This is a genomic window from Pontibacter sp. HSC-14F20, from assembly GCF_019599265.1.
In the GTDB taxonomy this organism is placed as follows: domain Bacteria; phylum Bacteroidota; class Bacteroidia; order Cytophagales; family Hymenobacteraceae; genus Pontibacter.
In genome coordinates this window covers 124,462-139,049 of sequence record NZ_JAHZTC010000008.1, presented here as the reverse complement: position 1 = coordinate 139,049, position 14,588 = coordinate 124,462, and the positions used below count along the sequence as shown (strand labels likewise).

At 44.7% G+C, this 14,588-nt stretch carries 11 protein-coding genes; all 11 read right to left on the bottom strand.

Going from position 1 to position 14,588, the window contains the following annotated elements; translation table 11 throughout:
• Window positions 1-10: 10 nt before the first annotated feature.
• Complete coding sequence (gene fusA / locus K3G39_RS09940; RefSeq protein ID WP_220626030.1) at window positions 11-2,113, bottom strand: elongation factor G; 2,103 nt, start codon at window positions 2,111-2,113, stop codon at window positions 11-13.
• A gap of 3 nt (window positions 2,114-2,116) precedes the next feature.
• A complete protein-coding gene (gene rpsG, locus K3G39_RS09935; RefSeq protein ID WP_076669252.1) occupies window positions 2,117-2,584 on the bottom strand; it encodes a 30S ribosomal protein S7 in 468 nt (155 codons plus the stop codon).
• 19 nt (window positions 2,585-2,603) lie between these two features.
• Window positions 2,604-3,020 carry a 30S ribosomal protein S12 gene (gene rpsL, locus K3G39_RS09930; RefSeq protein WP_076669251.1) on the bottom strand — a complete coding sequence of 139 codons (417 nt, stop codon included), beginning with the start codon at window positions 3,018-3,020 and terminating at the stop codon, window positions 2,604-2,606.
• A gap of 106 nt (window positions 3,021-3,126) precedes the next feature.
• Window positions 3,127-3,444, bottom strand: coding sequence for a DUF3467 domain-containing protein (locus K3G39_RS09925; RefSeq protein ID WP_220626029.1), 318 nt, complete (start codon window positions 3,442-3,444; stop codon window positions 3,127-3,129).
• Between the two features lie 6 nt (window positions 3,445-3,450).
• Window positions 3,451-7,776, bottom strand: a complete 4,326-nt coding sequence (gene rpoC, locus K3G39_RS09920) for a DNA-directed RNA polymerase subunit beta' (protein WP_220626028.1) — start codon at window positions 7,774-7,776, stop codon at window positions 3,451-3,453.
• A gap of 101 nt (window positions 7,777-7,877) precedes the next feature.
• Window positions 7,878-11,756: a DNA-directed RNA polymerase subunit beta gene (gene rpoB, locus K3G39_RS09915; RefSeq protein ID WP_220626027.1), complete on the bottom strand. Its 3,879-nt coding sequence runs from the start codon at window positions 11,754-11,756 to the stop codon at window positions 7,878-7,880.
• Between the two features lie 152 nt (window positions 11,757-11,908).
• Window positions 11,909-12,289: a 50S ribosomal protein L7/L12 gene (rplL, locus tag K3G39_RS09910; protein WP_220626026.1), complete on the bottom strand. Its 381-nt coding sequence runs from the start codon at window positions 12,287-12,289 to the stop codon at window positions 11,909-11,911.
• A 41-nt stretch (window positions 12,290-12,330) separates the two neighbouring features.
• On the bottom strand, window positions 12,331-12,855 hold the full coding sequence (rplJ, locus tag K3G39_RS09905; protein WP_220626025.1) for a 50S ribosomal protein L10: 525 nt from the start codon (window positions 12,853-12,855) through the stop codon (window positions 12,331-12,333).
• Window positions 12,856-12,859: 4 nt separating this feature from the next.
• Entirely contained in the window at window positions 12,860-13,552 is a 693-nt protein-coding gene (gene rplA, locus K3G39_RS09900) for a 50S ribosomal protein L1 (RefSeq protein ID WP_007654321.1), read from the bottom strand.
• A 16-nt stretch (window positions 13,553-13,568) separates the two neighbouring features.
• Window positions 13,569-14,012: a 50S ribosomal protein L11 gene (gene rplK, locus K3G39_RS09895; RefSeq protein ID WP_007654322.1), complete on the bottom strand. Its 444-nt coding sequence runs from the start codon at window positions 14,010-14,012 to the stop codon at window positions 13,569-13,571.
• Window positions 14,013-14,024: 12 nt separating this feature from the next.
• Window positions 14,025-14,582: a transcription termination/antitermination protein NusG gene (nusG, locus tag K3G39_RS09890; protein WP_220626024.1), complete on the bottom strand. Its 558-nt coding sequence runs from the start codon at window positions 14,580-14,582 to the stop codon at window positions 14,025-14,027.
• Window positions 14,583-14,588: the final 6 nt, after the last annotated feature.

Here is a 14,588-nt window from a genome sequence, read left to right as displayed (position 1 = left end):
TCTTTTACGACTATTTAGCTGCAGTTCCTTTTAATTTAGCAATGATGCCATCGGCCAGGTTTTGTGGTACTTGCTCATAGTGAGCGAAAGTAAGAGAAGCAGTAGCTCTACCTGAAGTAATGGTACGAAGGTCTGTTACGTAACCAAACAGTTCAGAAAGCGGAACATCTGCTTTAACTACTGTTGAGGTTCCCTTTGTATCCATACCTTTCATGATGCCTCTTCTTCTGTTCAAGTCACCCGTTACCGGACCAGTGTATTCGTCAGGAGTCACAACGTCTACAGCCATAATAGGCTCCAGTAGTTTCGGAGCACACTGCTTACCTGCCTCTTTAAAGCCCTGACGTGCTGCCAGTTCAAAAGAGAGTGAGTCAGAGTCAACGTCGTGGAATGAACCGTGGAATAGACGAACTTTCATAGAGTCGATCGGGAAGCCGGCCAGAATACCATTCTTCATGGCTTCTTCGAAACCTTTCTGAATTGCTGGGATGAATTCTCTTGGAATAACACCACCTACAATTGCGTTCTCGAATTCCAAGCCTTGCTTACCATCTTCACGTGGCCCCATGGTGAACACAATATCGGCAAACTTACCACGACCACCAGACTGCTTCTTGAACACCTCTCTGTGCTCTACAGATTTGGTGATCGTTTCTTTATAGGCTACCTGAGGAGCACCTTGGTTCAGCTCAACTTTGAACTCACGCTTCATACGGTCGATGATGATCTCCAAGTGGAGTTCACCCATACCTCTAAGGATGGTCTGACCAGTTTCCTCGTCAGTATTTACCTGAAGCGTAGGATCCTCTTCAACAAGTTTGGCAATGGCCATACCCATCTTATCAGAGTCAGCCTGTGTTTTAGGCTCAATTGCGTAACCGATTACTGGCTCTGGGAAGTCCATGGATTCCAGAACTATCTTAGAACCTTGCTCGCAAAGTGTATCGCCTGTCTTGATGTCTTTGAAACCAACTACTGCAGCAATATCACCAGCTTCCAATCTTTCGATCTGGTTCTGCTTGTTCGCATGCATCTGGAAGATACGAGAAATACGCTCTTTGTTATTTGAACGAGAGTTGTATACATAAGATCCTGCCTCAAGTACGCCAGAATAGGCACGCACAAAGCAAAGACGACCTACGTAAGGGTCGGTAGCGATTTTGAATGCCAGACCAGCGAATGGCTCAGTAGCAGATGGCTTTCTTGCAACTTCAGCTCCTGTATCAGGGTTTGTACCTACAATGCTTTCTTTGTCCATTGGAGATGGAAGCAATGCCATCACATAGTCCAGCATTGTTTGTACACCTTTGTTTTTAAAAGATGATCCACAAAGCATTGGCACGATTGCCATGTCAATAGTAGCGGCACGTAGTGCGTTAAGAATCTCAGCTTCTGTAATAGAGTTTGGATCTTCGAAGTATTTTTCCATCAAAGACTCATCGTATTCTGCTACAGCTTCTAAAAGCTTCTCTCTATACTCTTCGGCCTCTTCCATCATATCATCCGGAATCGGCACTTCAGTAAAGGTCATGCCTTTATCTTCTGTATTCCAAACCAAGGCTCTGAAGTTAACCAGATCTACTACACCTTTGAAATCATCTTCCGCACCAATTGGCAACTGAAGTGCTACGGCATTACTACCCAGCATTTCTTTCACCTGCTTACATACAGCAAGGAAATCCGCACCAGAACGGTCCATTTTATTTACGAACCCTAGACGCGCAACTTTATAGTTGTCAGCTAGTCTCCAGTTAGTCTCAGACTGTGGCTCTACGCCATCTACTGCACTAAAAAGGAATACCAGACCATCCAGTACACGAAGTGAACGGTTTACTTCTACAGTAAAGTCTACGTGACCTGGTGTATCAATAATGTTAATATGATAGTCATTCCCTCTGTATGGCCAGTTTACTGTTACAGCTGCTGAAGTAATTGTAATACCACGCTCCTGCTCCTGCTCCATCCAGTCAGTAGTAGCTGACCCTTCGTGCGTCTCTCCCAGTTTGTGAGATTTACCTGTGTAGTATAGTATACGCTCTGTTGTGGTTGTTTTACCAGCATCAATGTGAGCGGCAATACCAATATTACGCGTGTATTTTAAGTCTCTTGCCATTAATTAGAATCTAAAGTGTGAGAATGCTTTGTTTGCCTCGGCCATTCTGTGCGTGTCGTCCTTCTTCTTCACGGCAGCACCTTCACCTTTTGCAGCTGCGATAATTTCGCCAGCCAATTTGTCTTTCATTGTTTTCTCACCTCTTCTGCGAGCGTAAGAAATCATCCACTTGATACCAAGAGATACTCTGCGGTCCGGACGAACCTCAGTCGGCACTTGGAAAGTAGCACCACCCACGCGGCGGCTTTTAACCTCTACACTTGGCATCACATTGTTCAATGCTTTTTTCCAAGTTTCAAGGCCGTTCTCTTTCGTTCTTTGCTCTACTAATTCTACAGCATCATAGAAGATACCATAAGCAATACTTTTCTTACCATCTTCCATCAGATAGTTTACGAAACGTGTTACCAGGGTCTCTTTGAACTTTGGATCTGGAAGGAGAACTCTACTTTTCGGCTTTGCTTTTCTCATTATATTATAACTCTATCAATTATTTTTTCTTACCACCTTTACCTGCGGCAGCTGCTGGCTGTCCTGGCTTAGGTCTCTTAGCACCGTACTTAGAGCGCGACTGCAGACGGCCGTTTACACCGGCAGTATCCAATGCACCACGTACAATGTGATAACGAACACCTGGAAGGTCTTTCACTCTACCACCTCTGATCAGCACAATAGAGTGCTCCTGAAGGTTGTGACCTTCACCAGGGATATAAGCGTTCACTTCCTTACCGTTTGTAAGTCTTACCCTAGCTACTTTACGCATAGCTGAGTTTGGCTTCTTAGGAGTGGTTGTGTACACTCTCGTACATACACCACGACGTTGTGGGCATGAATCTAAGGCAGGAGACTTAGAATTATAAGTCAACTTCTCTCTACCTTTTCTTACTAATTGCTGTATAGTAGGCATTTATAATTTGTTAATTATAAGATATTTTTCACTCTAAAATTTGGTCTGCAAAGGTATGAAATTCGCCTTGCAATTTCAAAATTTTAATTCACTAATTATTAGCACCTTAGGCTTCTCCTACTGTTCCTCCGAAGTTCATCGGGAAGGATGGTGCCTCATTTACCGGCTTAATTTCCCCAAAGCTATCCTCAAATTTCTGGATGTTATCAGCCAGAGCTGCCAATAGTCTCTTGGCATGCTCCGGCGTAATAACAATTCTGGATTTCACTTTTGCTTTAGGCAACCCTGGCATCAGTCTTATAAAATCAATCACAAATTCACCACTTGAATGAGCGATCATCGCCAGATTGGCATATTCACCCTCAGCTATCTCTTCAGAAAGCTCAATGCTAATTTGGTTCTGATTTTTTTGTCCTTCTGCCATACCTGCTTATCTGTTGTTCTGTAGTTCCTGCTGCTTGGCGCGGCTTCCTACTCCAGATTTTTTTGATTCTACCAATGAGTCATATTCTTCCTGGCTACCAACAATCAGGCTTTGGTATTCACGCAAACCTGTACCAGCTGGAATCAAGTGACCCACGATCACGTTTTCTTTCAAACCTAACAGTTCATCAGCTTTACCTTTAATTGCTGCTTCGCTCAGTACCTTTGTAGTTTCCTGGAACGATGCTGCTGATATAAAGCTTTGTGTACCCAAAGAAGCCTGGGTTATACCTTGCAACGTTGGACGCGAAACTGCTGGAGACGCATCACGCACTGTAACCAATCTCAGATCTCTGCGCTTCAGGCTGGAGTTCTCGTCACGCAATCTTCTCGCTGTCACGATCTGACCTGGCTTCATATTTGTAGAATCACCTGCTTCCTCAACCACTTTCATGTCGATGATGCGGTCGTTCTCTTCCATGAAGTTAACCTTGTCTACCACCTGATGCTCCAGGAAGCTGGTATCACCTGCATCAATGATCACTACTTTCTGCATCATCTGGCGAACTACAACCTCAATGTGCTTATCGTTGATCTTCACACCTTGCAGACGGTATACTTCCTGAATCTCATTTACCAGGTACTCTTGTACCGCACCAGGGCCCTGAATATTCAGAATGTCTGTAGGTGTAATTGCTCCATCTGACAGCGGCATACCTGCACGTACAAAGTCATTGTCCTGCACCAGGATGTGCTTAGAAAGCGGCACCATATACTTCTTCTTTACGCCGTCTTTTGACTCAATGAAGATTTCACGGTTACCACGCTTCACACTACCATAAGTTACCACACCGTCGATTTCAGAAACAACTGCCGGGTTAGACGGGTTACGTGCTTCAAACAACTCTGTCACCCGTGGAAGACCACCTGTAATGTCTCTTGTTTTACCAATCGCTCGAGGGATTTTCACCAAAATCTGACCGGCTTTTATTTTTTCGCCGTTCTCTACTGTTAAGTGAGCTCCTACAGGAATGTTGTAGCCTTTTGACTCTCCACTCTTTGGATTCACGATAATAGCAGGGTTCTGTGTCTTATCTTTTGTATCGATGATTACCTTCTCACGGTAGCCAGTCTGCTCATCTGATTCCTCACGATAAGTTATACCTTCAATGATCGACTCGTAAGCAATCTCACCGTCAAACTCAGAAAGAATAACTGCGTTGTATGGATCCCACATACACAGTTGGTCGTTTTTCTCAACTTCCTGGCCATCATTCACTGTGATGAATGAACCGTAAGGTACGTGGTTGCTGATAAGTAGCTTTCCAGTAGCTGGGTCAACTATCTTAACTTCTCCTGAACGTCCCATTACTACTTTCACAGGCTCACCCTCGTTGTTGATGGTATCGATCGTACGAACATCTTCGAATTCGATCTTTCCTGCGAATTTCGCACGGATCATTGCATCTACCGCAATGTTAGATGCTGTACCACCCACGTGGAAGGTACGGAGCGTCAGCTGTGTACCTGGCTCACCAATGGATTGAGCTGCGATTACACCAACAGCCTCGCCTTTCTGCACCATAAAACCTGTTGCCAGGTTACGTCCGTAGCATTTAGCACAGATACCGCGCTTAGACTCACATGTAAGTACTGAGCGGATCTCAACTGTTTCAATCGATGTGTTCTCAATAGCACGTGCAACTTCTTCCGTTACTTCAGAACCTGATTCTACAATCAGCTCGTTTGTAATCGGATTGTATACATCGTGTACCGTCACACGACCCAGGATACGCTCAGACAGAGACTCCACGATATCTTCGTTGTCTTTCAGTGCACTCACTTCCAGACCTCTCAGTGTACCGCAATCTTCCTCATTCACGATTACGTCCTGGGATACGTCTACCAGACGACGTGTCAGGTAACCAGCATCTGCAGTTTTAAGGGCTGTATCGGCAAGACCTTTACGAGCACCGTGTGTAGAAATGAAGTACTCGATTACATCCAGACCTTCCTTAAAGTTAGAAAGGATCGGGTTCTCGATAATTTCACCTACAGAGCCTTGCAGTGATTTCTGAGGCTTAGCCATCAGACCACGCATACCACCTAACTGACGAATCTGCTCTCTCGAACCACGCGCACCAGAGTGCATCATCATGAAGATCGAGTTAAAGCCTTGGTCATCATTCTCCAGACGGCGCATCAACGTTTCAGTAATCTGGTTGTTGATACGGGTCCAAATATCAATCACCTGGTTGTAACGCTCGTTATCAGTGATCAGACCCATGGAGTAGTTCTGCCATACAGCATCTACGTCTTTCTTAGCCTGCGCTACCAGAATGTCCTTCTCTGCCGGAATCTGGATGTCGCCCAGACCCATTGACAGACCGCCTTTGTAGGCAGACTGGAATCCTAGTGTTTTGATATCGTCCAGGAAGTGAGCGGTACGTGCCATACCTGTCTCTTTGAATACTCTAGAGATGATCTGCTGAAGTTTCTTCTTAGTCAACAGTTCATCGATGTATCCAACCTCTTCTGGTACAAACTGGTTGAAGATTACGCGGCCGGCAACTGTCTCGATCAGTTTTGTCTCGAGTTCACCTTTTTCGTTCTTAACCTTCGCTCTTACTTTAATATAGGCCTGCTTAGACAGACGCCCTTCATTGATGGCGATAATTACTTCCTCCGCAGAGTAGAAGCTCATACCTTCACCAGGTATATTTTCCTTTTCTGTGCTACGTTTTCCTTTTGATACATAGTATAGACCAAGTACCATGTCCTGAGAAGGTACCGCGATAGGCGCACCGTTAGCAGGGTTCAAGATGTTATGCGAAGCAAGCATCAGCATAGAGGCTTCCAGTACAGCAGCAGGTCCGAGTGGAACGTGCACCGCCATCTGGTCACCGTCAAAGTCGGCGTTGAATGCCGTACACACTAATGGGTGTAGCTGAATTGCCTTACCTTCGATCAGTTTTGGCTGGAATGCCTGTATACCTAATCTGTGGAGTGTAGGAGCACGGTTTAGGAGCACCGGGTGGCCTTTCAGCACGTTCTCTAGGATATCCCAAACTACAGGATCCTTACGGTCAACTATTTTCTTTGCTGACTTTACAGTCTTAACAATGCCTCTTTCGATCAACTTGCGGATAATGAACGGCTTGAAGAGCTCAGCTGCCATGTTCTTAGGCAGACCGCACTCATGTAGCTTCAGTTCAGGACCAACCACAATTACTGAACGGCCTGAGTAGTCAACACGCTTACCAAGCAAGTTCTGACGGAAACGTCCTTGCTTACCTTTCAGCATGTCAGAAAGTGATTTCAGCGCACGGTTACCTTCTGCACGGACAGCGTTCACTTTACGTGAGTTGTCGAACAAAGAGTCAACCGCTTCCTGGAGCATACGCTTCTCGTTACGAAGGATTACTTCCGGAGCTTTGATCTCGATAAGACGCTTCAGTCGGTTGTTACGAATAATAACACGACGGTAAAGGTCGTTCAAGTCAGACGTTGCGAAACGGCCACCATCCAAAGGAACAAGCGGACGAAGTTCTGGCGGAATCACAGGCACCATGCGGATAATCATCCACTCTGGTCTGTTCTCGATTCTGGTTGTCGCATCACGGAATGCTTCTACTACACGAAGCCGCTTCAGAGCATCAGCTTTACGCTGCTGAGAAGTTTCGTGAGCAGCAGCGTGACGAAGCTCATAAGACAGGTCGTCCAGGTTCGTGCGCTCTAGCAGCATTTGCAATGCCTCAGCACCCATTTTCGCGATGAACTTGTTTGGATCGTTGTTGTCCAACATCTGGTTCTCGCGTGGTAGCTTGTCTATCATATCCAGGTACTCATCTTCGGTCAGGAAGTCCAGCGTGTTCACACCGTCCTCTGCCAAAATACCTGGTTGAATTACCACATATCTTTCATAGTAGATGATCTGGTCAAGCTTCTTGGTTGGTAAGCCCAGCAGATAACCAATTTTGTTCGGAAGAGATTTGAAATACCAGATATGTGCAACCGGAACTACAAGCTCAATATGGCCCATACGCTCACGACGTACTTTCTTCTCGGTAACTTCTACACCGCAACGGTCGCAGATAATACCTTTATACCTGATTCTCTTATACTTTCCGCAGTGGCATTCCCAGTCCTTTACGGGTCCGAATATTCTTTCGCAGAACAGACCACCCATCTCAGGCTTATAGGTTCTATAGTTGATTGTCTCAGGCTTTGTAACCTCGCCATTTGATCTCTCTAGAATCGACTCTGGAGAAGCCAGGCTTATCGTTACTTTGGAGAAGTCCTGAGTTAGCTTTTTGTTTTTTGCAAATGCCATATTATTACAATAATGTCGATACAATGAATTGCCTTACAGCTAATCTGTATAAAGTGAGCTGAGCACCCCGACTTTTGCCAGGGCGCTCAACTTATACTTTATTACTCTAAGGTGATCTCGAGTGCCAGACCTCTTAACTCGTGAATCAATACGTTGAATGATTCCGGGATATTTGGCTTTGGCAACACGTCGCCCTTCACAATTGCCTCGTAGGCTTTCGCACGGCCAATCACGTCGTCAGATTTCACTGTAAGTATTTCCTGCAGTACGTTCGAAGCACCGAATGCTTCCAATGCCCACACCTCCATCTCACCAAAACGCTGACCACCGAACTGGGCTTTACCACCCAATGGTTGCTGTGTGATGAGTGAGTATGGTCCGATAGAACGAGCGTGCATCTTATCGTCAACCAAGTGACCCAGTTTCAGCATATAGATGACACCAACCGTTACTGGCTGATCGAAACGATCGCCTGATAATCCATCGTACAGGTATGTACGGCCAAAGCTTGGCAGACCCGCCTCATTCAATTCAGCCTGTACCTGGTCTTCAGTCGCACCGTCAAAGATCGGAGTAGCATATGTTCTACCCAGCTTCTTGCCAGCCCAACCAAGAACAGTCTCATAAATCTGACCGATGTTCATCCTTGAAGGTACACCCAGTGGGTTCAGTACGATATCCATTGGTTCACCTGTTTCCAGGAATGGCATATCCTCCTCACGCACGATACGGGCAACTACACCCTTGTTACCGTGACGACCAGCCATCTTATCACCCACTTTCAGCTTACGCTTCTTCGCGATGTATACCTTAGCGAGTTGTACTATACCTGCTGGTAACTCATCTCCTACCTCCAGTGTGAAACGCTCACGCTTGAAGTGTGCAGAAGTGATGTTGCGACGCTTGTTGTAATTTTTCACAAGCTCCACCAGCATGCTGTTAGACTTCTCGTCAGCTGTCCAATTTTCCAGGATCAGATCCTTGAACATATTCACTTCTTCCGGAACCGCATAGTTACTTTCGTCCTTATATGGGTTCTTCTCAGGGAACAGGGCTTCAATGATGTTCTTTCTAGAAAACTTAACACCCTTTGTCAAGATTTCATCGCCGAACTTATGCTTGATACCCTGAGATGTCTTGCCTTCCAGCAAAGCCACCAGTTTATCAACCATCACATTCTTGATGGCGTTCAGATCCTTAGAGTATTTTACTTTCAGCTCTTCAACCTCTTTCTTAGACTTAGCACGTAGGTTTTTGTCTTTCTTAGGTCTGGAGAAAAGCTTGGTCTCAATGACTACACCGTTCAATGATGGTGGCGCCTTAAGCGAGGCATCTTTCACATCTCCGGCTTTGTCACCAAAGATCGCACGCAGAAGTTTCTCTTCCGGAGTTGGGTCAGTTTCACCTTTGGGTGTGATCTTACCGATCAGGATATCCCCTTCACGAACCTCAGCACCTATTCGGATGATACCATTCTCGTCTAGGTTCTTAACAGCTTCTTCGCTTACGTTCGGAATCTCAGAAGTAAGTTCCTCTTCACCACGCTTCGTTTCACGAACCTCTAGCTCGAATTCTTCGATGTGGATAGAAGTAAAGATATCATCTCTTACTACTTTTTCAGAGATAACAATAGCATCCTCAAAGTTGTATCCTTGCCATGGCATGAACGCCACTTGCATGTTACGGCCGATTGCAAGCTCACCATTGTTAGTGGCATAACCTTCGCAAAGCGGTTGACCTTTTACTACACGCTGACCTGTATAAACAATCGGCGTTAAGTTAATGCAGGTATCCTGGTTAGTTCTTCTGAACTTGATCAGGTTATAAGTAACATACTCCGCATCAAAAGCAACCAACTTCTCATCATCTGTCAGATCGTATTTTACAACAATCTTGTTTGCATCTACAAAGTCAATTACACCGTCACCTTCAGCGATAACAAGCGCTCTTGAGTCAATAGCGGCTCTTTTTTCCAGACCTGTACCAACAATTGGGGCTTCAGCTTTCAGTAACGGAACGGCCTGGCGTTGCATGTTTGAACCCATTAGGGCACGGTTAGCGTCATCGTGCTCCAGGAATGGAATCAACGAAGCCGCCACCGACACGATTTGGTTCGGTGCAACGTCCATATAGGTATAGGTATTAGGTTCCTCCACAGGGAAGTCACCTTCAAATCTACCTTTTACTCTATCATTAATAAAGTTACCCTTGTCATCAATAATGGCATTAGCCTGAGCGATGTGGTGGGTATCTTCTTCTTCTGCAGTCAGATACTCTACTGTACCATCCATCTCTACTATACCTTCATTTACTTTCCGGTATGGGGTTTCGATGAAGCCCATGTGGTTCACGCGAGCATGCACGCACAGAGAAGATATCAGACCGATGTTCGGACCTTCCGGTGTTTCAATGGTACATAGACGGCCATAGTGGGTATAGTGAACGTCACGAACCTCGAAACCAGCACGTTCTCTCGACAGACCGCCTGGCCCCAGTGCAGAAACACGACGCTTGTGCGTCACTTCTGCCAACGGGTTGGTCTGGTCCATGAATTGAGACAACTGGTTTGTTCCGAAGAACGAGTTGATCACAGAAGAAAGCGTACGCGCATTAATCAGGTCAACCGGCTTGAAGTCCTCATTGTCGCGCACGTTCATACGCTCCTTGATGGTTCTAGCCATACGAGCCAAACCAACACCAAACTGGGCGTAAAGTTGCTCACCTACCGTTCTTACACGGCGGTTACTCAAGTGGTCAATATCATCCACTACAGCTCTTGAGTTGATCAATCCGATCAGATATTTCACGATCAGAACGATGTCCTCATTTGTGAGAACTTTTGCATCCCAGTTAGTATCAAGACCTAACTTCTTGTTGATTCTGTAACGACCAACTTCACCCAGATCGTAACGCTTATCAGAGAAGAACAGCTTCTGAATGATATCTCGCGCAGTTTCTTCGTCTGGCGCTTCCGTATTACGGAGCTGACGATAAATTTGCTCTACTGCCTCTTTCTCAGAGTTCGAGTTATCTTTCTGAAGGGTGTTGTATATAATGGCATAGTCTGCAATGTTCACATTCTCACGGTGGAGAATAATAGACTTAGTACCAGAATCAACAATTACATCGATATCGTCCTGCGTGATTTCAGAATCACGTTCCAGAAGCACTTCGTTGCGGTCTATGGAAACTACTTCACCTGTATCTTCATCCACGAAATCTTCTGTCCAAGTGCGGAGCACGCGTGCAGCCAATTTTCTACCGATCGCATTCTTCAAATTAGTCTTGGTAGCAGGTAATTCTTCTGAGAGCCCAAACAGATCAAGAATATCTTTATCTGTTCCATAACCTATGGCACGCAGAAGTGTCGTTACCGGAAACTTCTTTTTTCGGTCAATGTAAGCATACATCACATTATTCACGTCTGTTGCAAACTCAACCCAAGATCCTTTAAAAGGAATTATTCTGGCAGAATAAAGTTTAGTACCGTTTGTATGTTTGCTCTGTGCAAAGAATACACCCGGAGATCTGTGCAACTGAGATACAATAACACGTTCAGCACCATTGATCACAAATGAGCCTTTCTCAGTCATGTATGGGATGTTACCCAAAAACACTTCCTGCTCAATTGTTTCAAAGTCCTCATTGTCCTCATCGTTACAAATCAGACGAAGCTTTGCCTTAAGTGGAACCGAGTAAGTTAGCCCCCTGTCAATACACTCATCAACAGAGTATTTCGGAGGGTCTATATGATAGTCGATAAATTCGAGAACAAAGTTTTCCCGAGAATCAGAAATAGGGAAGTTCTCGGCAAACACCTTGAACAATCCTTCCTGTGCCCTGTTTTCTGCCGGAGTTTCCAGCTGAAAGAAATCCTGAAAAGACTGCAACTGAACATCTAGGAAGTCAGGGTAGTCGATAACTGGATTAATTGAGGCAAAATTGATTCGCTCTGTCGTTTTATTCTTAGCCAAAGCCATGGAATTTTAACGTTTACAATATGATTCCAGCACATAACCATCCAATTTGGTTACGGGCAAAAAAAGGATTCAAATTTGAATCCGTATACAAACAGGAAAAGACCTGACGAATCTGCCAGGTCTACCTGTTGTCGGTATGTTGGTAAGTGAGATTATTTAACCTCTACTTCAGCACCAGCTTCTTCCAAAGATTTCTTCAGTGATTCAGCTTCGTTTTTGTCCACACCTTCTTTCAAAGGCTTAGGAGCGCCGTCTACCAATTCTTTAGCTTCTTTCAGGCCAAGACCAGTCAATTCTTTTACAAGCTTAACAACTGCAAGCTTAGATGCACCAGCTGACTTAAGAATTACGTCAAAAGAAGTTTTCTCTTCTGCAGCAGCTCCACCATCAGCAGCACCACCACCAGCCATCATAACTGGAGCAGCAGCAGCTGGCTCGATACCATACTCATCCTTAAGAATTGTAGCTAGTTCATTAACCTCTTTCACAGTTAAGTTTACTAACTGCTCAGCGAATGCTTTCAAATCTGCCATTTTATTGAAATTAAAAGTTACTTATTGATTACGTTTTTAAATTATTCTTTTTCAGATAGGGTTTTCAGGATTCCGGCTAGTTTGCCACCGCTGCTCTGAAGAGCGGAAACAACATTCTTAGCTGGAGACTGAAGCAAGCCAATGATATCGCCGATAAGCTCGTTCTTAGACTTGATGCTGGCCAATGTGTCCAGTTGGCTTTCACCAATATAGATACCGCCATCAATGTAAGCACCCTTCAACAATGGAAGTGGGTTGCCTTTTTTTCTAAAGTCTTTAAGAAGCTTACCAGGAGCATTTCCTGATTCAGTAGAAAACAAGATACCAGACGAACCTTTCAGAATCTCTTCCAGATTAGCAGTATCTGCCTCTAGTGTATCCAGTGCTTTCTTAATGAAAGTGTTTTTGTAAACTTTGTACTCCAGGCCTCTATCAAAGGCCATTCTCCTGAACTGGTTAATGCTTGCTACACTCATGGTAGACGCATCTGTGATATAGAAATAGTTAGTGTTCGCTAACTTCTCGCTCAGGTCTTTAACAATTATCTCTTTTTCTTCCCTGGTCATGTTCTTAGATAGTTGCGTTCTTGTCAACGATTACGGCCGGGCTCATTGTGCTAGACAATGTTATGCTCTTAATGTAAGTACCCTTTGCTGAAGATGGCTTCAGGCGGTTCAGTGTAGCAATTACTTCAGCAGCGTTAGCAGCTAGTTGCTCTGGAGAGAAAGAAACTTTGCCAACACTAGTATGGATAATACCATACTTGTCAACTTTAAAGTCTATTTTACCAGCTTTAACTTCTTTAACTGCTTTAGCAACGTCTTGTGTAACTGTACCAGACTTAGGGTTTGGCATCAGGTTACGAGGACCTAGAATTCTACCTAAACGACCAACTTTTGCCATTACAGCAGGCATTGTGATGATCACATCTACGTCTGTCCAGCCTTTTTCAATCTTTTGGATATAGTCATCCAGACCGACGAAGTCAGCGCCTGCATCTTTCGCCTCCTGCTCTTTGTCAGGGGTTACCAGCGCCAGTACTTTAACGTCTTTACCGGTGCCATGAGGAAGGGTAACAATACCACGAACCATTTGGTCGGCTTTGCGAGGGTCAACGCCTAAGCGTACGTCAATATCAACAGAGGCATCGAACTTGGTAAAAGTGATATCTTTTACTACTGAAGCCGCATCTGTTAAAGAATACTCTTTTGTCAGGTCAGCCTTTTCTAAAGCTGCTTTCCTGTTCTTTGAAATCTTCGCCATTATCCTTTAACTCTAATTATTCGTTCCACGGAGCGTTTCCAGATACTGTAATACCCATGCTTCTTGCTGTACCAGCTACCATTTTCATAGCGGCTTCCAGTTTGAAAGCATTTAAGTCAGGCATTTTCAGCTCTGCAATCTCTCTTACCTGATCCCATGTAACTGAACCCACTTTGTTACGGTTTGGCTCTTTAGAACCACCCTTAATTTTAGCAGCATCCATTAACAATACTGGAGCAGGAGGCGTTTTAATAACGAAGTCGAAGGACTTATCTGCGTATATTGTAATCAACACTGGTAACACTTGTCCTGGCTTATCCTGTGTTCTAGCATTAAACTGCTTACAGAACTCCATGATGTTAAGACCTTTAGAACCAAGTGCAGGTCCAATCGGTGGCGATGGGTTCGCGGCACCTCCCTTTACCTGAAGTTTCAGGTAACCTTTTATTTCCTTTGCCATTATTTGTATTTACTACGATTCTTTTTCTACCTGCATGTAATTCAACTCAACTGGTGTGTTACGGCCGAAAATTTTCACCATAACATTGAGTTTCTTACGTTCTTCGAATACCTCTTCCACAGTACCTGAGAATCCACTGAAAGGACCATCCATCACTTTCACCATTTCTCCAACTAAGAATGGAGTATCCAGCACTTCGGCTTGTTCTTCTGCCTCATCTACCGTACCCAGAATTCTATTTACTTCTGTTTGGCGCAGTGGAACCGGCTTTTTGTTCTGACCTCCTTCGTTTGAACCAAGGAAACCAATTACGCCTGGTGTGCTTATGATAATGTGCTCTGCTTCACCATGTGATAGATCAGCCTGTACCAGCACATATCCCGGGAAGAAGTTTCTCTCTCTGATCTTTTTCTTCCCACCTCGCATCTCATACACCTTTTCAGCAGGTATGAGCACCTGAGGAACGTACTCTCCCAGATTTTGCCTTATAACTTCGTTCTCCAGATACGCCTTTGCCTTTTTCTCCTGTCCGCTAACTGCGCGAACCACATACCATTTTAAATCAGCCATAGACTT